Genomic DNA, 21,660 nt, shown 5'->3' with positions numbered 1-21,660 from the left:
CGGCGGGCGGCGGCCTCGCTAGCGGCCCGTCATGTTCCCGGGGATGACCCAGGCATCGAACTGCTCACCCGTGAGGTGGCCCGACGCAACGGCCGCTTCGCGCAGGCTCGAGCCTTCCTTGTGCGCCTTTTTCGCGATGAAGGCCGCCTTGTCATAGCCGATGTGCGTGTTGAGTGCCGTCACCAGCATCAGCGAGCGCTGCACCAGTTCCGTGATGCGTTCGCGGTTCGGCTCGATGCCGACCGCGCAGTGGTCGTTGAAGCTCACCATGCCGTCGGCCAGCAGGCGCACGCTCTGCAGGAAGTTGTGCGCCACCATCGGGCGGAACACGTTGAGCTCGAAATTGCCCGAGGCGCCACCGATGTTGATGGCCACGTCGTTGCCGAACACCTGCGCGGCCAGCATCGTGACAGCCTCGCTCTGCGTCGGATTCACCTTGCCCGGCATGATCGACGAGCCCGGTTCGTTCTCGGGAATGCTGAGCTCGCCGATGCCGCTGCGCGGCCCGCTCGCGAGCCAGCGCACGTCGTTGGCGATCTTGGTCATGCTGGCGGCGAGTGTCTTGAGCGCCCCGTGCGCGTGCACCAGCGCGTCGACGCTGGCCATGGCTTCGAACTTGTTCGGCGCAGTCACGAACGGCAGCCCGGTGAGCCTGGCCAGTTCGGCCGCCACCTGTTCCGCGTAGCCCTTCGGCGCATTGAGGCCGGTGCCGACGGCCGTGCCGCCCAGCGCCAGTTCGCACAGGTGCGGCAGCGCGGCGCGCACATGGGCCTCGCCATGCGCGAGTTGCGCGGCATAGCCCGAGAACTCCTGGCCGAGCGTGAGCGGTGTCGCGTCCTGCAGATGGGTGCGGCCGATCTTCACGATGTCCATGAAGTCGTTGGACTTCGCCTCCAGCGTTCCGCGCAGCCTGGCCACGGCGGGCAGCAGCTTGTGCGTGAGCGCCTCGACCGCTGCGACGTGCATGGCGGTCGGGAACACGTCGTTGCTCGACTGGCTGCGGTTCACGTCGTCGTTCGGATGCACCAGCCGCCCTTCCCCGCGCTCGCCGCCCAGCAACTCGCTGGCACGGTTGGCCAGCACCTCGTTGACGTTCATGTTGGTCTGCGTGCCTGAACCGGTCTGCCACACCACCAGCGGGAATTCGCCCCCATGCTGGCCGGCGATGACCTCGTCCGCCGCCGCGACGATGGCGCCGGTCTTCTTCTCGTCCTGCAGCCCCAGCGCATGGTTCACCACCGCCGAGGCACGCTTGACCTGCGCCAGCGCCTTGATGATCTCGCGCGGCTGCTGCTCGCCAGAGATGTCGAAGTTCTGCAGCGAGCGCTGCGTCTGGGCACCCCACAATTTGTCGGCAGGGACTTCGATCGGGCCGAAGGTATCGCGTTCGATGCGTGTGGTCATGGAGAGAGGCCGTTGTTGGCAGTGATGAAACGGGCCGACAGTATCGGCCGAACGAGAAGAATTCTCATTGGCAGGGACTTCGGCGCCGGGCCGGCTAAGGGATAGTCCCTGCACGGAAAGTCACGTCGGCGACGGAAGCGCCGCGATGTGCCGCCTACTGTGCTGCTCCACCACCCACCCCATGGAGACAAGCATGCAGCGCTTCGGTTTCATCCGCCCTGTCCGGTCGTTGCTCTGCGCAGCCGCGGTCGCCGCCTGCGGCGCCGCCACAGCCGCCGAGACGGTCAAGATCGCCTTCATCGAGGTGCTTTCCGGTCCCTTCGCCTTCACGGGCCAGGGCTCGCTCAATCAATTGCGCGAAGTGGTCACGCAACTCAACGCCACGGCCACGCCGACCGATCCGAAGTTCGAGATCGTGCCGCTCGACGGCAAGGGCTCGCCGCAGGAAAGCGCCTCCGCGCTGAAGATGGCGTATGACCAGAACATCCGCTACGTCACGCAGGGCGGCGGCTCCGGCGTAGCCTTTGCGCTGGTCGATGCGATCAACAAGCAGGCCGATCGCGATCCGAACGGCGGGATGGTCTACCTGAACTACTCGGCGATGGACCCGGGCCTGACCAACGACAAGTGCAGCTTCTGGCACTTCCGCTTCTATCCGTCGAGCGAGATGCAGATCGAAGGCCTGACGACCTACCTGCAGAACAAGCCGGCCGTGAAGAAAGTGTTCCTGTTCAACCAGAACTACACGCACGGCCAGCAGGTCGCGAAAGCTTCGCGCGCCTATCTCGCGAAGAAGCGCCCGGACATCCAGATCGTCGGCGAAGACTACGTGCCGATCGCAACCGTGCGCGACTTCGCACCCTACGTCGCCAAGATTGCCGCCTCGGGTGCCGACACGGTGATCACCTCCAACTGGGGCAGCGACCTGGGCCTGCTCTTCAAGGCCGCCAAGGACTACAACCTCAACATCAACTTCTACACCTTCAACGCCAACAACCCGGGCATTCCGTCGCAGATGGGCGCCTGGGGCGTCGACAAGGTGAGCGTGATGTGGAACTGGGGTAGCAACGCACCGACGCCTGCGCTCGAAAAAATCGCCATGGCGTACAAGAAGAAGTCGCCCGACGAAGACTTCATCTTCGCCTCGCACTGGTACACCATGAACATGCTGCGCGCGGCGATGCGCAAGGCCAAGTCGACCGATCCGAAGACGGTCGCCTACGCTCTGGAAGGCATGAAATACGAGAGCCCGGTGGGCGAAGTCGAGATGCGCAAGGCGGATCACCAGATGCTCGCGCCGATCTACCTCGGCGTGTGGGCCAAGAAGGGCAGCCCGGGCGTCAAGCACGACGCCGAGAACACCGGCTACGGCTTCCGCTCCGAGGTGGTGTGGGACTCGTACGTGAGCGCGCAGCCGACGTCCTGCCAGATGAAGCGGCCTCCGGTCTGAGCCAACGGGCTGCCGGCGCCAGCCCTGGCGGCGATTAAGGGGCGGTGGGGGATAATTTCGGCTCCCCACCGCACAAGAACCTCACGATGACCACCACCATCCAGCAGGCCGACCTGATCGAATCGGTCGCCGCCGCGCTCCAGTACATCAGCTACTTAACACGCTAGTGCGGACTTATATAAATCAATTGGATATCGCCTGAAAGTTCAGGCTTTTCATTAAGATTTAGCAGAAACATGACGTTTCAGCGCTAAGTCTTTGATTTTCTAGAGTGTTATTTGCTTTTAGGTGGCAAAAATCGTGACAGTTGCGATGCGCAGACTGTGACATTTTCTGTGCAATACATACCTACTAGATAATCTGTTTTGGTCAATATCAAATAATAAAGCCCGAGGATTAGTCGGGCTTTTTACTTTCAGGCTGCAGGCATGGCGTTTACTTCGCCCACATAGTTTCCAGCTGCATCAAGCAATCTGATGTGCAGTCGTCCGTCCGGGTGCATGTACACCTCTGCACGCTCGAAATCGAAACACGTTCTGGCGTCGCTCAGCATGTGGTCGAGGTGCTGTTGAAGGGATGGGTTCATGCCGGCACCTCCGCCTGTGCAGGAAATTGCGCAATGAATTTTGCATCCTCGTCTTCGCGGGCTGCGCGTAGTTGGTCTGCATATTCTTCGTCTGTTTCTCCGCAGAGGTTCCAATCCTTTTTAGTTACGTAGCCGAGCTCGCGTAGTTCGTCTGGGCCGAGGGTGCAAACAAACTCGTATTCGACGCTTCCTTTCAGTCCATCGGTGACCATGAGATCGCCGCGCATATCTAACTTACCTTCTACGCAGCCACGCATCCAATCGCGACGTTCGCCTTCGGACATTGCATCCCACTTGTCGTCGCCACAGTATTCAAACGTGAGTACGTCCAAAATCTCGACATGCCTGCCACCGCGGAAGTATGTGCTCTCAATTCGCATGAATTCTTCGTCGTACTCAAAATCGATATCGTACTCAAGATAATCGGCTTCGCAGACGTAGCCCTTTGCTTCCCACAGATGTAGCACCATGCCATTCTGCTCAAGCTGCGCCTTCGTCAAGTCGATAACATTGCCTTGCACTGTGTACTTTGTGGATGCGATACTTGTTTCGCCCATAATTTCAAGTGTGTGCCGCGTGCCGTACCCGTTCGTACCGGGACAGTTTTCTGCATCAAATGCGAGGCTTACATAGATGTAGCGCTGCAACAGGGACAGCTTGTCCCACTGCGCATGCAATCTAACAGCAGCGGAAAGCGGGCCTTCGTTGTAGTTTTTTGCATAGTCGCCCTCGACACGGATGTAGTTTTTTGCTTGATCGATCATGCCTGCACCCCGCTTTGTGTCTTGCATTGTTGGCAATCGCACGAGATATCACGAAGCATAGTCGTAATGCCGTATGAATCGATGCCATCTAATGCTGTGATAACAGCCGATGCGTTTCCGTCTTGGCTCAGGTAAGCTGTGCAGCCTTCGAAGTCGAGCCAAGGTTCAATAATTGCATCTTGGCCGGACGCTTTGAAGTTGCTCATTAGCACGCTCATAATTGTTGCCAAAGCTGCGCGGTGCTGGTACTGGTGTTCGAGCTTCACATGAATTTGCAAATTGCTTTCCATTATTATTTTCTCCATCCTCACTGTACAGCCGCATAGGCTCCGCACGCGCGCAGATATAGACGCGTGAAGATTGCTGTGCAAGGGACATAGATAATGTAGCTCGCACGACTATCTAATGTCAAGGAAACTGCGATCAACAGCAAGCTATTAGATAGTGCTGAAATCGCGTCAAAAATAGATACTGCCGGCAGGCAGGTAGGGTAGCTACACCTTGGGCTTGCGATAACCCCCCGCTTTCGTGCTGCCCACTGGACGGCCACGCTTCTTACCGGGTGCTTTTGCGGGTGCAAACGCATGCCCTTGGCGGACGTACAGCACGTCGTCATCGAGGTACTGATTCAGCCCAACGATCAAATCTTCCGCATCGAGCCCGGATGTTTTGGCCTGCGCGAGCGCGTCTGTCAGGATGATGTGCAGCGCCTGTTGCCGCAAGTCGCGGATCTCATCTTCCAACTGATCGATGATGGATTCGCGCTGCGTGGGGACGAGATTGCTGAAGTCAGGTGTTTGCATCCGGGGATCATAGCTACGCGCAGCCGTGAGAAAGCGCCCCGAGAGGCGCTCAAAAACCGTCTACAGCGCGTTTTTTGCTCAGGTCACTTGCATTGGGTTGCGGACCGCGTTCAGCACAGCTACAACGCGCAGCGCTTCCGCTGCAGGGGCCAAGTGCGCGTAGATCATCGTGGACGAGTAGTTCCGGTGCCCCAACATCTGCTGAACTGTTTGCAGCTGGACGCCAGCTTGCACGAGCCTCGAAGCGAATGTGTGCCTGCAAGTGTGCAGCGACGCGTCCTTGATGCCCACGCGCTCGCATGCACGCTGGAAGAACTCGTTGTTGTAGCGGGCCTCTGCGCGTTCGGGGAACAGAAAGCCGTTGCCAGCGCGGCCATGCAGTGACTGTCCTTCGGGTAGCTCCTGCTCCGCCTCAATCATTCTGCGTGCGATGACCTTTTGCAGCCTGTCCGAGATGTGCATGGTGGTGTCTGTACCGCCCTTGCTGCGATGGATCGTGATCTCGTTGCGCTGGATGTTGATCTGAGACAGCTGAAGCTTTGCCATTTCCTGCTCACGCGCGCCTGTGTCCAGCAGCGCAACGACGAAGTCCATGTTGTCTTGGGCTTTGCGCTTCTCGCGGAACGCGCCGTTGTTCGGATCAAGTGAAACGAGCAGCTTGTCTTCTTCGTCTGCTGTGAAGTAGCGGATGCGCCCTTGCCCACCCTTGAGTTGCTTGAGCTTCTTGCCCGGCGTGTAGCCCGTTTCCTTGCAGTGGTTCTGCACTGCGTTCCAGTACACGATGCTCACGTTGATGGTGTTGACTGAGTAGTCCTCATCCTCGACGAGCGAAATGCAGTGTGCGCGCACGGCTTCTGCGTCCGCTTCGTGCAGCATGCCCTTGTAGAACGGCTCGAATGCGCGCAGCTTGATGCCAGCGCTCTCCCATCCTGGCGTTCCCCTGCGACTTGCGAGGAACACTTCGATTGCCTTCTCGACCGTAATAGGCTTGCGGCCTGCGACAATGACTTCTGCGTGAACTTCGCTGATCCACTTCGCCTCGATTTGCTCTGCGAGACGCTTGTTCGCTGTTTTGGTTGACTTCGCGATCATCACGCCCCCAACTTGCGCGCGAACGTGATAAATCTTCCCTCTTTTTAATAATGCCATACATACTCCTTTGTGTTGACTGTCATATTTAGGTACTGCGATGTAAGTGTGCTGTTTTTCCTGTTAGGAAAGCGACCACTTACCGCGGTTTAAATAGATAAATCAGCACGCACCAAGGGTTATGTATCCCATGTGGGATTTGGGCGACTAGAAAACCACCAGCACCCTAGAAATGGTCAGCAACCCAACGCAGGAAGCGCTTGAACGTAGCGCTGTCAGCAATGCCAAGACTGCCGCGCGCTATGGTGAACGCGGCTGCTGTTCGGACCCACATAGACTGGTGTGTTTGCTTCATGACCAGAAGCTTACGCAATTTCTCGAAAGACAAATCATTGTGAATTCCCCCAAAACAAGTGAAATAGAGGGATGCCGGTGGTCCAAGTGAACAATGGAGGGAAACAGAGGGCGTTTTGGAACAGAGTAAAACTTTGTATCAGCTCACTTTCACGCACCACCAAGTCTGCGGATACCTGTCGGACTTGATGTTCTTGATGCCACGCGAGGTAGGAATGACCTCCATGCCCGTGATGAGCAGCCCTTCCCCACGCACCTCCACGACGCGCGCATGATCGAGCACCGGCAGCACGTAGCGCTCTCCGTCAGCACCTAGCAGCACAGCCTTCATGACACTGCGGCCCGGCCGAGGATCCCACAAGCGAGTCAGATACGAAAGCTCACCCCTGTGCTTGTCCTTGCGTATGCGTTCACGCTCCTGCTTCACACCCCTGTACCGCACACGATAGACATCAACCAACATGTAGCAATGGTACTGTATGGGCATCCAGTAGTTCAAGGTCAGCTCGTGGACAATGCTGCAAACAACCGGAGCAGGAACATGCCAGACGCATCAGCAACCACCGCCCTTGCCGCTTTCCTCACGCCCACAGTGGCACTCGTAGGTGCAGCTATCGCGTGGCACAACATGAGAATCGCCAAGCACAAGATCAAGATCGATCTGTTTGAAAAGCGCCTTGAGGTCGTAAACGAACTGCAAGAAGTCATCACCCAGATGTACGCGCGTGTGCTACCCAGAAACGATCCATACGTGGAGTGCCTCGCAATCATCAAGAAAGCGCAGTGGTTGTTTCCCAATAATGTGATGGTGTGGATAGAAAGAAATGTCAGCATGCTGATCCGAGACATGGTTATCAAAATCGGCGAAATCGAAGTTGCCGACGATGACAAAGCTCTAAGACAAGAACTATCAGAGATGCGCAAACGACTTGTTGAGTCTGATAATCAATTCCATTGGGTCTTTAGCGCATACTTAGAACTGTATAAGCATTAGCCAAAAGAAAAGGCCCCGAAGGGCCGTTGGCAATTCTGTGTATTATTTAACGGTTAATATTCTTGAGTAAGCATCAGGGTTGTGCTGCTGTAGTCCGCCTCGGTTATTACGTAAAAAGCGTGGTCTTTTACGAGGTACTTGCTAAGCAGCCTGCCTCCCCACGTAAGCGCGTTTTTGTTGGCATCACAGTCCTCTTGCCCCAGATCGCCCCAATCACCGCGCACATGGCGGTTTAAAAGCGTCAGCGGGTTAATCTCTGCTCTGTCCAGCGCAGCAAGTGCGCCTTTGGTTGCGACTACAGTTCCGGGTACGAAAAGTGGCATTTAAAGCTCCTGGGTGGTAAGAGCTAAATGCTACGGATTTCACATCGTGAAAGCGACCAATCAATCGTTATGTAGCGTAGCCAAAAAAGCCCTTTTCCAAGGCACTGCAAAGCTCAGGGCCACGACGCCCAACTTGCCCGTACCATTTGCTGAGCTTTAGATTTGCCGCTGCATTGCTCCAGTCTTTGGCGTTGATGAATTTAAGCGAGTTCTTGAACTGCGCAAGCTTGCCGCCCAGATTGAAAGCAAGGGACACAATCACTATTTGGCGCACCTCGTCTAGGCCGTCCAATCCCGGAACGAATTTGCGGGCGAACGCAATGGCATCTTCGCAATCCTTTTCGAACCAAGCTTGAATTTCTTCTTCGGAAACGATTGTGCCGACTGCCATGCTTGTTTCATCGCCAACGAGCAAATGGCCGATGCCCGCTGTCTTGTAGCCCAAGCTGTCTAGATAGACTTTGTTTACTTTGCCTTCGTGGCGCGTGAGAACTGATTGAAGTAGATGTTTGTTTTTCATCTACTACTTAGCAGTCAAACAAAAGCCTCCAACTTGCTTGGCGGCACACTGTTGGAGGCATTCGGAGGTCGCTTGTGAATGCCCTTTCGGGCCACTGTTTGCACAGCGTGGAGATGTCACAAGTTCCGTCTACGTTTTGCAGCACGCTACGTTGGAGCGCTCGTAACTTATGAGGTTTGGGCTGCACACATATTTAGTTCGTTGTGTCGATTACGGTCTCTAGAAATATCTCTGCGTATTCATCATCGATCTGCTTCTGCGCTTGCTCTGCTTGCTGCGCCAGGATCAGCATCCTCTGCGAGTAGCTCAGGGCCAACTTGAGCTTTGCCGTCTCGCGTAGGTTCTTGGCACGCTGGAGAGTGACTGCCCTGCGCAAGCGTCTAGTCCAGCGGAACTGACCGAAGCGATGCGGTCTGCGGAAGTTGATGCTGTCGTTGATGAAGCACTCTACGCTGAAGATTTGATTGTCGAAGCCCTGCTTCCACAGCAACAGGTGAACGAGGTAGTGCTCCTTCACGGTCAGGTAGACGAGGTTGCCGGGCTCGTCTTTGCCACCTAGGCTGCGCGGAAGGATGTGGTGGGCTTCCATGCCGGGTTGTGGTGTTCGGTTCAGTGCGCGGTTGATGATGCGATCGTGAAATTTGCTGTAGTTCATCCCATATTTAGTGTGGGTCAGGTGTGGGGACTACAGCTAGACTTCGACGATGAAAAAGTACCTCTGCACAATTTTTTTGACTTCGCTCATGAGCTTCGGTGCGGCGCAAGCTCAGAACGTCAAAAACGCGATCGTCGGTGTCGGCGCTTTCACCTGCGGGGATTGGACCGAGGCGCGCTCTGGACGCGGAACCCCAATATTAGCCTCAGCAACTGAAACTTGGGCTCAAGGTTATCTCTCAGGTTCGAATCAACAGTACAGCGCTGAATACGTGACGCTGCCATCTGTCAGCACAATCAACGCATACTTGGAAAACTACTGTAGACAGTATCCGTTGAAGCGAATTCACGAAGGGCTAGGAGCGCTCTATGCACAGCTAGCCAAAGAGGGTGTGCGGTAGCAGCATGGACAACAGCACAGCAACTTGGTTGCAAGTTATAGCTGCGGTTGCGAGTGCTATCGCTGCCGGGGCAGCAGCGTGGGCAGCACACAGGCAGCATAACGCTACGCTGATGCAGACGGAGTTCACGCTTATCGAAAAGCGACGAGAGGTATATGAACGTCTAACTACGCTAATCAACCGTGTACTGTTTGATGAAACAGACTTTCGCAATAACGGGTTCATGGATGAGTTCGATCTAATCGCAAAGGATTTGAACTATTACTTTAGCGAGTCTGTTGTAGCTTGGGTTGATACTGACTTGCGGGCCCTCGTTATAAATCGCCTAGTAACTGTTTCGAAGCTGCAAGACGAGACAGTAAAGCAACAGCGGACGGTCGAGGGTGGGTTGGAGCAAACTACAAGGCATGCTTTTTGGGCACTGACATTTGCATTCAATGGGGTTTACGGAATGCATTTTCTTCCTGAGGTATCGGCCGAAATGATCCGAAGGAAGTACAACCAAACATTGCTTTCGAAAATTTTGACATGGTTAGTTCGGAAATACAAAGGTGCCGCCCAAATTTTCGCCACCGGTATTCAGAGGGTCCGGAAAATTAAAATAGGTCGTACATAGATCCCCACCGCCTCCACTTTCTTCAAATGTCAAACGCGGGTACCCCATGCCCCGCCACTCTGAAAGTGAATAGGTCTGTCAACCGATATCGTCAAGATATATTTAAATAAAAATATATTTAGGTTGACCTTTATTATTTCTATGGTGAATATCTAGCGCCATACACATAATAGAGATAGCCTATAGATACTGTTGTCAACGGCAAGCATGCGTCGTGACAGCACCGTGACAGACACAGTGCAGGCTAGGCTGGGTCGCTAACCTATTGATATTGTTAGTGAATCTGTGCCACAGTGCAGCCACAATAGATGCACTATGTATGCACGACATGTACTGTTGCTCTAGGTGAACTGCTACATTAGAAAATCATTTAGGTCAACCAGACTGAGATGTTCGACTAAATGAAAGGATATCTTTCTGGTGGTTGACTGGCGAAAAGGTCTACCTATTTAAATGATCTTGTGGGCTTTTCAGAGTAAGATGTAACAGTCATGTAAAGATAGAAAATACAGGTTGACATTTTTTGGATGGAGGCGGTCCTAGCCTATTATATTCATCCCTATATTTGCGCATACCAAAAGCGGTACTTTCTCGCTTGCTTAAAAGCCGTAAACCTTTAGCCAGATAGCGATTGTGTTTCTATCTATGCCTAGCAGTTTTGCTGCCTCTTTCTTATTCCCATCAGCAGCCAGTAGCGCTTCAAGTGCCAGCTTGTGTTTCATGGTATTGATATTCAAGTTCTTTGGCGTCGCACGGACAATCTGCTGTGGCGTTAAGTCTGATTTCTTTTTCATGAACTATTTACCCACAGCAATGAATGAAACGAGCACAAAAAAGCCCCTTGTCTCTCGACTTGGGGCTTATTGGCGGCCGGGCTATGAAACTCAATTTTTATTAGGTATCGCTTCTATTTATCTCTTTGGAGCTTAGATCTGCTGGAAATGCAATAGTTAGCTAGTTAGCTAGTTAGCTACTGCACATACGTATAAACACGCTAAAACATACAAAATAATGGTAAAGCTTCATTTATATAGCACCCCCTGCTAACTAGCTAACTATTGTCCACTAAATGGCGTCCACCTCCAAAACCACGAGCTAACTATTGCAATAATTAGCTCTTGATTCAGAACCAGTTAGCTAACTATCCCTTTCGCCTAAAAACCACTCAATTTTGGCAAATCACAGTTAGCTCTTGCCCTGCTAACTATCCAGCTAACTATTCGTTATTTGCTAACTATTGCTTTAACGTAGGTTGTAGCCTTTTTGCCTTCCTCCACGCCGCGCTCAACAATTTCAATGCACTCTCTCGCATCCAAGTCCTGTATGACCCGTAGGCGCTCTGATGCTTCCATCTTCTTGTAAATCGCTGGCCCACTCTGCGAGCAATGGCCCTTTGTAGCTTCATTGTTAGGCTGCTTCGCAAGCCACTTAAGCAGCGCATTACCAGCTTCAACGATAGGATTGATTTTGACGCTACCGTCTACAGACAAATTCATGCGCTGCTCGATAAAGTACCGTGTCAATTCAACTCCTGCCATCGCATATTCAGCCTTTATAACGTCCTGCTTGTCGAAAATCGCAAGCGTTGCAGCTAAACGGCAAGCATGCTCGTAAGCACGACTCATGAAGTTGGCATATTCACTGTACTTAGGATTTTGACTTTCCTTACCCATTTCATTGCAGAATTCTTCCATGATCTTTGCTGCACCGTCCTCTGACGAAAATGTGATTGCATCAAGGACCAGTTCGTTTGGTGGTGCGTTGACTGGAACGTTGGCTGCTGCAATGCGCATCGCTGCTGTTGCGCCTGGAATCATGAGATGCTGCATGCGTGCCTTGCTCTGCTTGTGATCCACATCATCTAGTAGCTCATACACACGTCTATTAAACGGTTTAAGCGTTTGTTCTAGCCTCTGCGTCTCTAGCTGCCCTGCCTCACTGAAATCTGCTGCACGCTTGGCAAATAATTCACACTGCGTTATTAACATGCGATTGGTGAAGCCCTGATCTTTGTATTGGCTGTTGTTCAGGAAGCCTGCTAGCTCTTGCTGCAACAAAACAAGCATGTTGAAGCGACGGTTGTGCAAACGGACATTGTTTTCTTCGATGCCTGTCACCCTGTCGATCATTTCGCCAGACCACGCCTTAGATAACGTAGCTACCATTTCCATGCTCTTGTCGCTGCTTTGGAAGCTGTGGGAGTTAAAGAACTCGCCTGCATCACTGCTGAACAACCCTGCAAACGGTACGCTTGCTAAGGTGTTAATTAAGCCATTTACCGTGGCCTTTTCGACCCTATAACGCGAACCTTTAGGCCTAACCGGCTCTTTAGGGTTAATTCCCGTGGGATTCTTCGCCTCGTCTTCGATTGCCTTGTTGAACTGCTTTACCTTGATCTTGTAATCGATCATCGCTTGAGCATTTTCCGTCTCCTGTTCGCGCTCGAAGTCCCTGATGCCATCTAGTAGCAGACTGCTGATAGATGTTTTCATACCACCGCTTGGTGTTAACACGACAAAGAATTCGCTGACGCTGCAAGGACGCCATTGCATTGGGTTAACGTTGAACATTGCTTGTGCTGCAAAGTTTGCAACAGCAAGAGTGATAGGCAATGTCATTTCGTCCGGTGCGTTTGTGAGCGCAGAAAGAGTAGCCATAGTGTCTGAAATAATAGTTGGCAGCAGTGCCTTTATGTTTGTGTCTAACATTTGATAAGTCCTTAGAAAGCAATGCGGCTGATTTTTGTGCTCTTGCCGAATGCCTTGTTTAATAATTGTTTTGTTGAATCTTCTTGTGCCTTGCGGTACTGTGGGTTGCTTTCACGAATGCGATATACAAGCGAGCCCAAAGTAGGGCCATTTCCTACTAATGGAGCTTTTAGAATCTCTTCGTATGAGGCTGTTTTTTCCGCATCGCTCCAACGCGAGCGCATTTCTGCACAAGCTTGGTGCGCCGGGATGGCTGTGGCAACAGCGCGTGTGACGCTGAACCTGTCGTGATATTGGAGATCGCCTACGTACTTGCGTAGCTCGTCCAGCAGTTCTTGAACCTCTGCAAGCTGCGGTGCTGGAAAGCTCTTTTCCTCGGCTGTGCGAACGTGTCTTGCGGGGGCTGTAGGGCGCTGTAGCAGCGCGTACTTGATGCCCGCAGCATCTAGCACCCGGCCAGTGCGTTCGCAGCGTGCAGCGTTGACCGTGCCGTAGAACAACCTGGAAGCATCCTTGCAGCTAGCGTCCGCAGCACCGTGAATGCACATGAGCGCTTCGTACAGCGCACGCATCTCCAACGCATCTGTGATCGCTTGCTCTAGCTCATAAACGATGCGAAAGCGTGGCTCAGAGTCCGTATGCGACGGCGTTGTGTAATACCCTGCTCCATACTTTTGATAAAAGATGTTCTTTTTAAGCTCTGCGATGCTCATTCCAGAATCAATATCAACTAGAGCAACGCTGTGGCATTTAAAGTTGGGTTCAATTCTGTGCGTACCTTTGCTAAGTGCAGGACCCAGCGCCATTCCATCCTTTGTCAGTAGTTCGAACAGATCGTCTACGCTGACGCTGATGTTGTGCCAGTCGTAGCCTAGATTTACTTGATCGTCACCACACCAAAGGGTTTTGTCTTCGTGCTTTACAGGTTTGCCACGTACAACTGCGTGAACCGAAACTTCTAATAGCTTGGGCGCATTGATGCCTATAGCACGCTGCATCTGTTCTAGATAACGTTGTGCAGCCGGGCTCACTCCGAACCTCTGTAATTAATGTATTCGTCTAACGTCCAACCGGATTCTGTTATCACGTTTTGTGCTTCGTGATAAAGGAAGTTGCCGTAAATATCTACAGTATTATGAATTTCGTCAAATACTTCCTGAAAAGGTTTTCTTTTTATGTGTCGAATCAGTCTCGCTTCGGATGATTCGAAAGGGGTGTAATCTACCCCTCTGCGTTCTTTCTCTGTCATATGTTTCCAATGTCGTGTTGCGACGCCGTTCCATAGCTAGCCCCTTGCTTGCAAAGTTCTTGTGTCGCGCAGTCGTCCCCGACTACAAGTTTATTTATCATCTGAGTTAGCTATAGTTAGCTTTTTGTGTTTTACAAAGCACAAAGCCCCTTTCGGGGCCTCGGCTTGGATGTTTTTCTTCGACTTCGAACTTTTGACAGTACGCAGCACTTTGCATGCTGCACACTTATTTATCCGTTAGACCAGCCAAGCAGCTGGAATCGCCTTGTCTGCGTACAAGAAGCCATTCTTCTCGCACCACTCGCCGTAGCTTGTGGGGCTACCCTTGCGCAGCTTGGTCTTGCTGCTGCTGAACACGAAGCGGATATCAAGCTCGGGGTGCTGCTCACGTACCCAAAGATGCTTCTGCCTGTCCTCAACGTCGAAGATTCCCTTTGTCTCGATCACGATGCCGTTGGGCAAGATGAAGTCCGGCGTGTAGCTGCGCTGCTTCACCGGTTGCTCGAAGGCAATCTTGCGTGCCTCGTACTGGAATGCGATGCAGTTTGCTTCTAGCTGCTTGGCGACTTTCTGTTCTAAGCCCGATCTGTAGTTATTACTCATCAACTACTTATTCTTGTAGGCCAAAAAGAAGCCCCAAAACTGCGTGAACAGTAATGGGGCTCTGATGGTCTACAAAAGGAGTTCGCTAATGGCAACTTATCATGGTTTTGTTTTAGCTAAAAGTATTTAGCCTTATGCCCAATAACGCAAGGTCCAGATTCTTTCTGTCGATTCCAGTGATATCAATCCACATTCCGCTGCGGGTCTGGATGAACAAGTTTCCTTGTTTGTCGCTCAATTTAGATTCTTCAACGACCTTTTTGATGCGCTTTTGTATATACGGTTGGGTGAATCTGTGGCGGGACATAGTCAGCTATTTAGCGCAAGGCCGCCTAGTCACCGCACATAAAGCATACCCAAATATAAAACCGTCGATTTTCGAGGTATAACAGCCTGTTTTTGTCAACAATCCACTAAGTATTAATGTAGGAATGCGGCAGTTGGTCTCTGCCCCTACATTAACCAATACAAAAGGATAAACCATGCTAACAAGACAAGACAGAGAAGATATCGTATTTGCAGTTCTATGCGGAAAGAATAAACATTCCATGCGCACAGTGCGAACCATCATGAACACACCGGCTTATAAGAACATGAAGCCGCGCACCGCAGAGATTACAGAGATGCAAAAAATACTGCGTGAACGTCTATTAAAAGACTAAGTATGTCACATGCGCCAACCTGCCATGCCGATATCTACTACTGAATATGCGTTGCAGGAACCACATGTTGGTTGTGTCGCTATCTAGCTAAAAAACAAATATAATTAATTTGCTGCACGCGTAACTTCATTCGTGTAGCCCTTGTGTGTTAATACACTTTAAGCCCACTACCTATTGCACTAGGGAAAGTGGGCTTCTTTTTGCCCACTTCTTTCAAATAATGAAGTCTTTTAAAATCGGGTGGTTTTTCTCTATATAAATCAATGACTTATATCGCCTAATTTTAAGAATCATCGCTATGCACCTAAGATAGTACCAGGGTAGCTTAGTCATAAAAAACCGCCAGAAATAGGCGGTTTTATGAGCTTAAACAAACTGCATTATCTGCTGACACCAACCGTTGGGAACGAGAACGATTGTGGGTAATTGAACTGCGGTGTGTTCAGCAAAGGCGCAGCCGAAGGGCTTGTAGAGTAGCTGTGCACCGTTACTCCATTGCCAGTTGCAACGCCAGCAGCGCTTGCAGTACCAGCGCCATAAGATTGTGTAAACGTATTAGCTGTTGGACCGTTTAGCGTAGAGAACGTTGATGAGGACGAACCAAAAGCTGATCCGCTAAAGCTAGATGAAGCCGATGCCGAGACTGAGTTTGAGAACGATTGTGTGACCTGTGCATTGGATGCGACGGCCAGTGTTGCGATTGCGAAAGCGATAAGATATTTCATAGTAACTCCTTTTTATTGTTAACTATTTATCTAGCTTAACGCCTACTTAGTGACAATGCGATTGATAATGCAGGCACCTTCCATTAATCTTGTAGTAATTCCGCCCTTTGTCATGTGCAAATCGTATATGGCGTCGATTTCATCTGTGTCTTTTGTAGTGGCGAGAACTAAAGATGCTGCCGAAGTTACTTGGATGGTTGCTTTGCTAAGAGGTGCGTCCAATGTCAACGTAATATTTGTGGGAGAAGCCAACAGCACCTTTCCGTCGTAGTTATTTTGGCGAACCTTCATGGCCAACGTTGCGCCTGTCATGTCCAGCGGAACCGTATTATTCGTGTCGGAATAGAATTTGAAGACTTGCTCGTAGTCGTCGCCTTGATTGATTTCAATGTCTTTCTGAAAAGTGCTCATGTTTTGTCTCTCTTATTCTTATATTTATTGAACTAGCACTGAAATCGCTTCCTCGGAAGGTGCTACTACAGAGACACCCTGCTCTGCCAACCCAACAACGCTCACGCCAACCTGCTGCGGCCCAATCACTGTGATGCTGGTGACCTTGTCGTTGCGCACGGTCGGATCGAACAGCGTCTGCGTGAAGCTGATGGCCGGGACGTGGAAGGTTTCGCGCAGCGTGACATCGAGGAACTGCTGGACGTACTGCAAGCGTTCCACAACCAGCCCTTCCGCGATTGCAGGCACGTACAGCGCTTGCAGCACATTCAGCACCGTGACCCCCAGAACTTCCCTTGCGTTGACTGTAGGGGCTACAAACGCTTGCGTGAACGCCTTTGTTGGGACAGCGACAACCTCGTCTGCCTTGATGTTCGGGACGTTGAAGACCTGAGCAAACGTGATCAGCGGAACCGCAATGCGCTCCTGCATGTTGACCGTAGGCGCGTTGAGCACCTGGGCAAGCGTGAGTACCGGGGCAGCAATGACTTCCTTCGCGTTCGCAGCTGGAACCTGCAAGCTCTGTGCGAAGGCAAGAAGCGGAACAGCTACAACCTCGTCCGCCTTGATGTTCGGAACTTGAAGCGCTTGAACAATCGCCATCGTGTCGACCAACACACCCGTCGTCGTGTTGACTGTCGGAGCAAGCAATGCCTGAGTTGCTGAAATTACCGGGACGGCAACCACTTCGCGTGCGTTCGTGATCGGGACTAGCAGCGTCTGAACGCCTGAAAGTACCGGAACCGGAACAACCTCATCAGCCTTGATGTTCGGCAACAGCAATGTCTGCACGTTCGCGCGTACAGGCACAGGGACAATTTCATTCGCCTTGATGTTGGGTACAAGCAGAGATTCAACGAAGGCGCATGTAGGCGCGTTGATTGCCTCACTCAGCTTCGGTACGAACAGGGATTGCGTGAAAGTGAGCAACGGTACAGCGACAACATCGTTCGCCTTGATATTTGGCACAAGCAGAGTCTGAACGATAGTGAGCTTGTCGGCCTCGATCAACGCTGCAGAAGCTATCACCGGTACTTGTAATACCTGCGTGAACGCCTGTACAGGTACAGGGACGATTTCATTTGCCTTGATGTTCGGCAACAGCAATGTCTGCACATTGGCTCGCAGCGGAACAGCAATGACTTCCTTTGCATTGACGATTGGCACTAGCAACGTTTGAACGAAAGCTAGAACCGGTGCTTCAACTACTTCCGGTGTAGAAGCATCACCCGGATCTGGAAACTCCGCTGTTGGGACAGTCGTGCTGCCGTCAATCGCACCATTGAGGATACGGATTTCGTCCAGGTGCCCGCTGAACTTGTTTGAGCCATCTGGAGAGGCACCAATCGAGACTTCGCCCGTTACTGGGATCGTGTAAGTATCGGTGTCAGTTGCAGGCGTCGAGGTCGTGCTGTCGAATTGCAGGACAAGTTGGTTTGATGCATCACGACTGACTTTGAAGTAGTGCCATAACCCGTCACCAAGGACAGGTGCTGCCAAAGTGTAGACCGTGAAGCTGCCAGTTCTTTTAAACACCAACAGCCCCCCGCCCCCCGCGGTAAAGAAGATGCGCCATCCATCTGTTCCGTCACCGCACTCAACTAGCGTACCTTCGGAGTTACCGCCGTCGATATAGTTGCAGAACCCTTCAACTTGAAACTGACCCGTGCCAAACTCAAAGTCGGTATGTATCGGGGTTGTCCAAAGCGGGGACGTTCCCTGATATGGTGGGAAGTAGCCCGATGCAGAACCAAACTTCTGATCTGACGTGTCTAGTTCTGCTGCACCTTGAACAGTCCACGTCTTGCCAGTTTCATCAACGATAGCTGTTGAGCCGTTGGTGCCGTTGAAATGCAGCAACGATTTAACGTGTGGATCGCCAGAAGGTGCCGCGCTGGATAGAAGGAGCAGCAAGGACATGGGTTAGACCCCCACGCCAAGAAGCATGTTGCGACCCTTGGGCGCTGCTACTGTTGCATTAGCAATTTCCAATGCAGCGATTACTGCACCCGCCGAACTGCCAGCAAATGCTGGCGCCAGGTCTTGTGTGGTTTTATACATTGAGCGGCTTAGCGACTCATCGACATTGTTCGTGTAGCCACCAGTCAACGTTGGCTTTCCGGTTGTAGAGGCTGCAAGAATCAACGTTGCGCTGCTTGCCCCAAATGCAGCTAATGTTGTGCTTGAGCCCGAAACGATCGACTGTTGAGTGATCGGTGTCGTCGGGTGCATTCCCGAAATCTTTGTCATCAACAACTGTGTATTGATGGCATTCGCGGAGAATGTAATTGTCATGGTGTCGAAAGCACTACTCACGGTGTAGCCACCAAATAGGGCTAGGCCAGACGAGCCGTTTGAAGCATTACCGATATACGTTAGTGGAGTGCCAGAAGTACCAGTATTCACCGATACAGTTGGCGCTGCACCCGCTGCAGCGTCGGCATAACTGACTGCCATCAAGACATAGGTGCCAACTGTGAAGCTACCAAAACCCCAATTAGCCCAAGTAAGGGTTGGGCTCGCATTGGTGCTTCCTTGCGAAGCTAAAGACGTCATGGAGATAGCCATAAAACTACCTCCTTATGTGTTCTTCGCGTAAACGATATTGCAGTAGATTGAAGCAACAGAAGTACCGCACTGCAATGTCCAAGCTGTGTTAGCTGTGGTTGCGTATAGCGGTGTTGAGAATTCCTTTGTGAAGCCTGCTCCGGGTCCAGCGGCAAGACTGAAAATCATTGCGGTTGTGCCATCAGTCAGAGTCACTAGCGTTGCAGTTGAAGAACTGTTTGTGACTGTGAACGAAGTGATATCCGTAAACGTCGATACAATAGCACTTACTACAGTTGTTGCACTTGTCGAGCTTGTGATGGTTGTTGCTTGTTTGCCCATCAATGCGCGTGAATGCATAGGCACAGTCACTAAACGACCTACCTTGTCTGTCATCAATGCAATAGCTTGGCCGTCAGTTACTGCTGTTGGGTTTGCTGTAGCTGCTCTTGCTCCGTTGAGAACTGGATTGCCAGAAACAGATGCACCACTTGCTGCTGCACCAACTGTTGTCACAGTTCCGATTGCATTTGTGCCTGTTGGGAGTGCTGGCAACGAAAGCACGTCAACGTCACCAATGTTGTTGGTTCCTGCTGGTAGTGCTGCGTTCACTTTTACAAGTGCTTCGCCAGATGCGTTGACTGTTAGATGGTTTGCGCTGTCCGCTGTGCCATCAGTAATCTTGACTCGTTGGTACTGATCACCAGACACATCGTCAGTTGCAATGCTTGTACCGCTACCAGCGGTAATTGGGACGTTATCTGCCATTATTATTCTCCCTCAGATTGAAATGCTTTCTTGTTCGTGCGTCGTCAACTTAGCTATTAAGCCCAAGTAGCGACACCAGAAGCATTCCACTGCATCACCAAGTCACCGGACACATTCCCTTTATCTGCGACAAAATCAATCCAACCAATCAATGTAGATGTAGCTGCTGTACCTGTGCTCTTATAGATAACTGCGTAGCGGGCGTTTGTAAAGCCTGAAGCGTTCTGTGACCAAGTAATGTCAGCAGCATCGAAGGCAATGGTGCCGGCTGTATCTACGACAGTTGGTGAAGTTAGCGTGATGCCACCACTTGTATAACCAGAACCAGTAACCTCATTAGTAACGGAGTTATATGCTGCGTGACCTGTTGCTGATGGACTATAGGTAGAAGTATGCAATGACACCTTGATAGTGTCAGAGTCAAAGTCTACGACGCGTGCTGCATTTGCTGTTGACGAACCAGTTGTATCTTGACCCCCATTCATTTGGGTAAGCAAGAACTTGTTGAATTTGTTGATTGTTGTCATTGTTGGAAATTTCCTTGTATTAGTTAAGAGGGTGCGACCCTTCGAAACTATTTAGCCAAAAATAAACCCGCCGAAGCGGGTTATGTATGGCACAAAGAAATCAGCTACTTAGAAAGCAACAACACTGCCCTGCCCTTCAAAGTAATAACCTACAGACGCGGTGAAGGAAAGCTTGCTGGTGTCGCTATTTGTCTTCTTTGCTTCAAGCTCCATCGTGTATGCAACAGGTGGAACACCGCCAGCATTTCCGAATCGTATTTTGGTTGTAGATGGATTCAATGGATTCACAAACTGCTTGATACTCGGACTACCACTGAACATGACAACCGAGATAGCTGCGGTCGTAGCGCGGACTTCCTGGCTACCGATATAAACGCCATCAGAATCGCGTTTAAGTCTCAAGCGCCAGTCAACACTTCCAGTAACCGTGCCCGTGGTAAGCGTGCTTGAGACGCTGCTTAGGTCAGTGGTTGTATACCCCCACATAATCGTTTCAGCAGAAGCGAACAGCGTGTTTGCAGGAATGGAGCTCGATGAGATTAGCTGCCAAGTGTTGTAGCTCGTGATCAAGGATGAGCCCGCACCCGACAAAGAAACACTAAATGTTGTGTTTGCGGTCTGTGGTGATACTTGCCCGTTATCAATACCTAGGACTTCAACCTCATGTCCTGCTGTATCGCCCACGTCCCAATCGCCAGGTATTCCATATTGGTTTACAGTGCGAACCCAAAGAAAATATGACGTACCCGAACCCAAAGTGGCTGAGTCGTAGTATGTATCAATAACTGTTTTCACAAGATCGGCATCTGCACGATCATTTGTAATTGATTGCCATACTTCGACGCGTGAACCGACAGGTTGAGGATTCCATGAGATTGAATATCCATCGACCTTTGTTGTTACTAGAACGCCTGTGAGTGCTGCAGGTGTATCCCCCGCTAAAGTTACTAATGCCATTATGGTGCTTCCGCCGTAAATATTATTGTTTTGTCTGCGTACGGAAAGGAAGTGACTATCACCTCATACTGCCCCACCAGCGTAGTAGCCAGTTCTAACTCTCCGTCGTCAACTTCTAGAGCTTCAATGGTGGCGAACGCAGGATTGCCAGAGCTAACACGCACAAGGGTTCCCACGGGCAAGTCAGGGCCGTATGTCACTGAACTCGTACCGTCTGCAATCCAAGGATCAGAGCCGCCTACAGCGTTGTCATCGTCCAATGATGGGCGCGCTGTCAGTGTCGGTGTGCCACCGGGATCAGCAATGTAAAAAGCAGTGCTAACAGGAAGATCATCTTCGATCCGAATCAAACCTTGCCCGGACGGAATCGCAAGCAAGTATTGATCGTAAACATCGAAGAACGTTGCTGGATCTGTGTTGGGGACGATTTCAATCGGATCAGGCAACTGCCCATACGAAATTATCTCTCCAGTTGTTTCATCAAAATATGCATAAAAACTCGCCAT

The 21,660-nt window shown here is 51.5% G+C and carries 26 protein-coding genes; 5 read left to right on the top strand and 21 right to left on the bottom strand.

Features of this window, described 5'->3' with window-relative positions; genetic code table 11:
• Nucleotides 1–18: 18 nt before the first annotated feature.
• A complete protein-coding gene (gene fumC / locus QTI05_RS24295; protein WP_286619960.1) occupies nt 19–1,404 on the bottom strand; it encodes a class II fumarate hydratase in 1,386 nt (461 codons plus the stop codon).
• 193 nt (nt 1,405–1,597) lie between these two features.
• On the opposite strand from fumC, the gene QTI05_RS24290 reads away from it, so the two are divergent.
• Nucleotides 1,598–2,854 carry a branched-chain amino acid ABC transporter substrate-binding protein gene (locus QTI05_RS24290; protein ID WP_286619957.1) on the top strand — a complete coding sequence of 419 codons (1,257 nt, stop codon included), beginning with the start codon at nt 1,598–1,600 and terminating at the stop codon, nt 2,852–2,854.
• 44 nt (nt 2,855–2,898) lie between these two features.
• The gene (locus tag QTI05_RS24285; RefSeq protein ID WP_286657979.1) at nt 2,899–3,021 is read left to right on the top strand and encodes a hypothetical protein; all 123 of its coding nucleotides are present in this window, start codon (nt 2,899–2,901) and stop codon (nt 3,019–3,021) included.
• Between the two features lie 248 nt (nt 3,022–3,269).
• On the opposite strand, the gene QTI05_RS24280 is transcribed toward QTI05_RS24285, so the two are convergent.
• The 6 genes from QTI05_RS24280 to QTI05_RS24255 form a co-directional block, all read right to left on the bottom strand.
• Complete coding sequence (locus QTI05_RS24280; RefSeq protein ID WP_286657978.1) at nt 3,270–3,440, bottom strand: hypothetical protein; 171 nt, start codon at nt 3,438–3,440, stop codon at nt 3,270–3,272.
• Nucleotides 3,437–4,204 carry a hypothetical protein gene (locus QTI05_RS24275; protein WP_286657977.1) on the bottom strand — a complete coding sequence of 256 codons (768 nt, stop codon included), beginning with the start codon at nt 4,202–4,204 and terminating at the stop codon, nt 3,437–3,439. The genes QTI05_RS24280 and QTI05_RS24275 overlap by 4 nt, the downstream gene beginning before the upstream one ends.
• Nucleotides 4,201–4,494 (bottom strand): hypothetical protein, encoded by a 294-nt coding sequence (locus QTI05_RS24270; protein WP_286657976.1) that lies wholly within the window; start codon nt 4,492–4,494, stop codon nt 4,201–4,203. Before QTI05_RS24270 ends, QTI05_RS24275 begins: the two co-directional genes overlap by 4 nt.
• Nucleotides 4,495–4,698: 204 nt before the next feature.
• Complete coding sequence (locus QTI05_RS24265; RefSeq protein ID WP_286657975.1) at nt 4,699–5,007, bottom strand: hypothetical protein; 309 nt, start codon at nt 5,005–5,007, stop codon at nt 4,699–4,701.
• 78 nt (nt 5,008–5,085) lie between these two features.
• On the bottom strand, nt 5,086–6,156 hold the full coding sequence (locus QTI05_RS24260; RefSeq protein ID WP_286657974.1) for a tyrosine-type recombinase/integrase: 1,071 nt from the start codon (nt 6,154–6,156) through the stop codon (nt 5,086–5,088).
• Between the two features lie 433 nt (nt 6,157–6,589).
• The gene (locus tag QTI05_RS24255; protein ID WP_286657973.1) at nt 6,590–6,949 is read right to left on the bottom strand and encodes a hypothetical protein; all 360 of its coding nucleotides are present in this window, start codon (nt 6,947–6,949) and stop codon (nt 6,590–6,592) included.
• 42 nt (nt 6,950–6,991) lie between these two features.
• Between QTI05_RS24255 and QTI05_RS24250 the strand changes: the two genes are divergently transcribed.
• A complete protein-coding gene (locus QTI05_RS24250; RefSeq protein WP_286657972.1) occupies nt 6,992–7,444 on the top strand; it encodes a hypothetical protein in 453 nt (150 codons plus the stop codon).
• A 53-nt stretch (nt 7,445–7,497) separates the two neighbouring features.
• Here QTI05_RS24250 and QTI05_RS24245 read toward each other — a convergent pair whose 3' ends face one another.
• The 3 genes from QTI05_RS24245 to QTI05_RS24235 form a co-directional block, all read right to left on the bottom strand.
• Entirely contained in the window at nt 7,498–7,767 is a 270-nt protein-coding gene (locus QTI05_RS24245; RefSeq protein WP_286657971.1) for a type I restriction endonuclease subunit M, read from the bottom strand.
• 67 nt (nt 7,768–7,834) lie between these two features.
• Nucleotides 7,835–8,287, bottom strand: a complete 453-nt coding sequence (locus QTI05_RS24240; RefSeq protein WP_286657970.1) for a glycoside hydrolase family protein — start codon at nt 8,285–8,287, stop codon at nt 7,835–7,837.
• 193 nt (nt 8,288–8,480) lie between these two features.
• Complete coding sequence (locus QTI05_RS24235; protein WP_286657969.1) at nt 8,481–8,942, bottom strand: HNH endonuclease signature motif containing protein; 462 nt, start codon at nt 8,940–8,942, stop codon at nt 8,481–8,483.
• 49 nt (nt 8,943–8,991) lie between these two features.
• Here QTI05_RS24235 and QTI05_RS24230 point away from each other — a divergent pair, with 49 nt between their 5' ends.
• Both QTI05_RS24230 and QTI05_RS24225 read left to right on the top strand, forming a co-directional pair.
• Nucleotides 8,992–9,342: a hypothetical protein gene (locus tag QTI05_RS24230; RefSeq protein ID WP_286657968.1), complete on the top strand. Its 351-nt coding sequence runs from the start codon at nt 8,992–8,994 to the stop codon at nt 9,340–9,342.
• A 4-nt stretch (nt 9,343–9,346) separates the two neighbouring features.
• Complete coding sequence (locus QTI05_RS24225) at nt 9,347–9,958, top strand: hypothetical protein (RefSeq protein WP_286657967.1); 612 nt, start codon at nt 9,347–9,349, stop codon at nt 9,956–9,958.
• A gap of 599 nt (nt 9,959–10,557) precedes the next feature.
• On the opposite strand, the gene QTI05_RS24220 is transcribed toward QTI05_RS24225, so the two are convergent.
• The 11 genes from QTI05_RS24220 to QTI05_RS24170 all read right to left on the bottom strand — a co-directional run bounded on the left by QTI05_RS24220 (nt 10,558) and on the right by QTI05_RS24170 (nt 21,660).
• A complete protein-coding gene (locus QTI05_RS24220; protein ID WP_286657966.1) occupies nt 10,558–10,752 on the bottom strand; it encodes a helix-turn-helix domain-containing protein in 195 nt (64 codons plus the stop codon).
• Between the two features lie 429 nt (nt 10,753–11,181).
• On the bottom strand, nt 11,182–12,666 hold the full coding sequence (locus QTI05_RS24215) for a DUF3987 domain-containing protein (protein ID WP_286657965.1): 1,485 nt from the start codon (nt 12,664–12,666) through the stop codon (nt 11,182–11,184).
• 11 nt (nt 12,667–12,677) lie between these two features.
• Nucleotides 12,678–13,697 (bottom strand): hypothetical protein, encoded by a 1,020-nt coding sequence (locus tag QTI05_RS24210; RefSeq protein WP_286657964.1) that lies wholly within the window; start codon nt 13,695–13,697, stop codon nt 12,678–12,680.
• A gap of 455 nt (nt 13,698–14,152) precedes the next feature.
• A complete protein-coding gene (locus QTI05_RS24205; RefSeq protein ID WP_286657963.1) occupies nt 14,153–14,518 on the bottom strand; it encodes a hypothetical protein in 366 nt (121 codons plus the stop codon).
• Nucleotides 14,519–15,947: 1,429 nt separating this feature from the next.
• On the bottom strand, nt 15,948–16,316 hold the full coding sequence (locus QTI05_RS24200) for a hypothetical protein (protein ID WP_286657962.1): 369 nt from the start codon (nt 16,314–16,316) through the stop codon (nt 15,948–15,950).
• Nucleotides 16,317–16,340: 24 nt separating this feature from the next.
• Nucleotides 16,341–18,275, bottom strand: coding sequence for a LamG-like jellyroll fold domain-containing protein (locus QTI05_RS24195; RefSeq protein WP_286657961.1), 1,935 nt, complete (start codon nt 18,273–18,275; stop codon nt 16,341–16,343).
• A gap of 3 nt (nt 18,276–18,278) precedes the next feature.
• Entirely contained in the window at nt 18,279–18,923 is a 645-nt protein-coding gene (locus tag QTI05_RS24190; protein WP_286657960.1) for a hypothetical protein, read from the bottom strand.
• Nucleotides 18,924–18,935: 12 nt separating this feature from the next.
• Nucleotides 18,936–19,670: a hypothetical protein gene (locus QTI05_RS24185; protein WP_286657959.1), complete on the bottom strand. Its 735-nt coding sequence runs from the start codon at nt 19,668–19,670 to the stop codon at nt 18,936–18,938.
• A gap of 56 nt (nt 19,671–19,726) precedes the next feature.
• Nucleotides 19,727–20,197, bottom strand: a complete 471-nt coding sequence (locus QTI05_RS24180; protein ID WP_286657958.1) for a hypothetical protein — start codon at nt 20,195–20,197, stop codon at nt 19,727–19,729.
• Nucleotides 20,198–20,305: 108 nt separating this feature from the next.
• Complete coding sequence (locus tag QTI05_RS24175; RefSeq protein WP_286657957.1) at nt 20,306–21,154, bottom strand: hypothetical protein; 849 nt, start codon at nt 21,152–21,154, stop codon at nt 20,306–20,308.
• A complete protein-coding gene (locus QTI05_RS24170; protein ID WP_286657956.1) occupies nt 21,154–21,660 on the bottom strand; it encodes a hypothetical protein in 507 nt (168 codons plus the stop codon). Before QTI05_RS24170 ends, QTI05_RS24175 begins: the two co-directional genes overlap by 1 nt.

Source organism: Variovorax fucosicus (assembly GCF_030316825.1).
GTDB lineage: Bacteria > Pseudomonadota > Gammaproteobacteria > Burkholderiales > Burkholderiaceae_C > Variovorax > Variovorax fucosicus.
The sequence above is the reverse complement of the archived record's forward strand: the minus strand, read 5'-3'. Positions and strand labels throughout refer to the sequence as shown.

Coding starts and splice junctions, on each gene's coding strand:
- fumC (WP_286619960.1), bottom strand. CDS start 1,404: ATGACCACACGCATCGAACGCGATACCTTCGGCCCGATCGAAGTCCCT.
- QTI05_RS24290 (WP_286619957.1), top strand. CDS start 1,598: ATGCAGCGCTTCGGTTTCATCCGCCCTGTCCGGTCGTTGCTCTGCGCA.
- QTI05_RS24280 (WP_286657978.1), bottom strand. CDS start 3,440: ATGAACCCATCCCTTCAACAGCACCTCGACCACATGCTGAGCGACGCC.
- QTI05_RS24275 (WP_286657977.1), bottom strand. CDS start 4,204: ATGATCGATCAAGCAAAAAACTACATCCGTGTCGAGGGCGACTATGCA.
- QTI05_RS24270 (WP_286657976.1), bottom strand. CDS start 4,494: ATGGAAAGCAATTTGCAAATTCATGTGAAGCTCGAACACCAGTACCAG.
- QTI05_RS24265 (WP_286657975.1), bottom strand. CDS start 5,007: ATGCAAACACCTGACTTCAGCAATCTCGTCCCCACGCAGCGCGAATCC.
- QTI05_RS24260 (WP_286657974.1), bottom strand. CDS start 6,156: ATGGCATTATTAAAAAGAGGGAAGATTTATCACGTTCGCGCGCAAGTT.
- QTI05_RS24250 (WP_286657972.1), top strand. CDS start 6,992: ATGCCAGACGCATCAGCAACCACCGCCCTTGCCGCTTTCCTCACGCCC.
- QTI05_RS24245 (WP_286657971.1), bottom strand. CDS start 7,767: ATGCCACTTTTCGTACCCGGAACTGTAGTCGCAACCAAAGGCGCACTT.
- QTI05_RS24240 (WP_286657970.1), bottom strand. CDS start 8,287: ATGAAAAACAAACATCTACTTCAATCAGTTCTCACGCGCCACGAAGGC.
- QTI05_RS24235 (WP_286657969.1), bottom strand. CDS start 8,942: ATGAACTACAGCAAATTTCACGATCGCATCATCAACCGCGCACTGAAC.
- QTI05_RS24230 (WP_286657968.1), top strand. CDS start 8,992: ATGAAAAAGTACCTCTGCACAATTTTTTTGACTTCGCTCATGAGCTTC.
- QTI05_RS24225 (WP_286657967.1), top strand. CDS start 9,347: ATGGACAACAGCACAGCAACTTGGTTGCAAGTTATAGCTGCGGTTGCG.
- QTI05_RS24220 (WP_286657966.1), bottom strand. CDS start 10,752: ATGAAAAAGAAATCAGACTTAACGCCACAGCAGATTGTCCGTGCGACG.
- QTI05_RS24215 (WP_286657965.1), bottom strand. CDS start 12,666: ATGTTAGACACAAACATAAAGGCACTGCTGCCAACTATTATTTCAGAC.
- QTI05_RS24205 (WP_286657963.1), bottom strand. CDS start 14,518: ATGAGTAATAACTACAGATCGGGCTTAGAACAGAAAGTCGCCAAGCAG.
- QTI05_RS24200 (WP_286657962.1), bottom strand. CDS start 16,316: ATGAGCACTTTTCAGAAAGACATTGAAATCAATCAAGGCGACGACTAC.
- QTI05_RS24195 (WP_286657961.1), bottom strand. CDS start 18,275: ATGTCCTTGCTGCTCCTTCTATCCAGCGCGGCACCTTCTGGCGATCCA.
- QTI05_RS24190 (WP_286657960.1), bottom strand. CDS start 18,923: ATGGCTATCTCCATGACGTCTTTAGCTTCGCAAGGAAGCACCAATGCG.
- QTI05_RS24185 (WP_286657959.1), bottom strand. CDS start 19,670: ATGGCAGATAACGTCCCAATTACCGCTGGTAGCGGTACAAGCATTGCA.
- QTI05_RS24180 (WP_286657958.1), bottom strand. CDS start 20,197: ATGACAACAATCAACAAATTCAACAAGTTCTTGCTTACCCAAATGAAT.
- QTI05_RS24175 (WP_286657957.1), bottom strand. CDS start 21,154: ATGGCATTAGTAACTTTAGCGGGGGATACACCTGCAGCACTCACAGGC.
- QTI05_RS24170 (WP_286657956.1), bottom strand. CDS start 21,660: ATGGCGAGTTTTTATGCATATTTTGATGAAACAACTGGAGAGATAATT.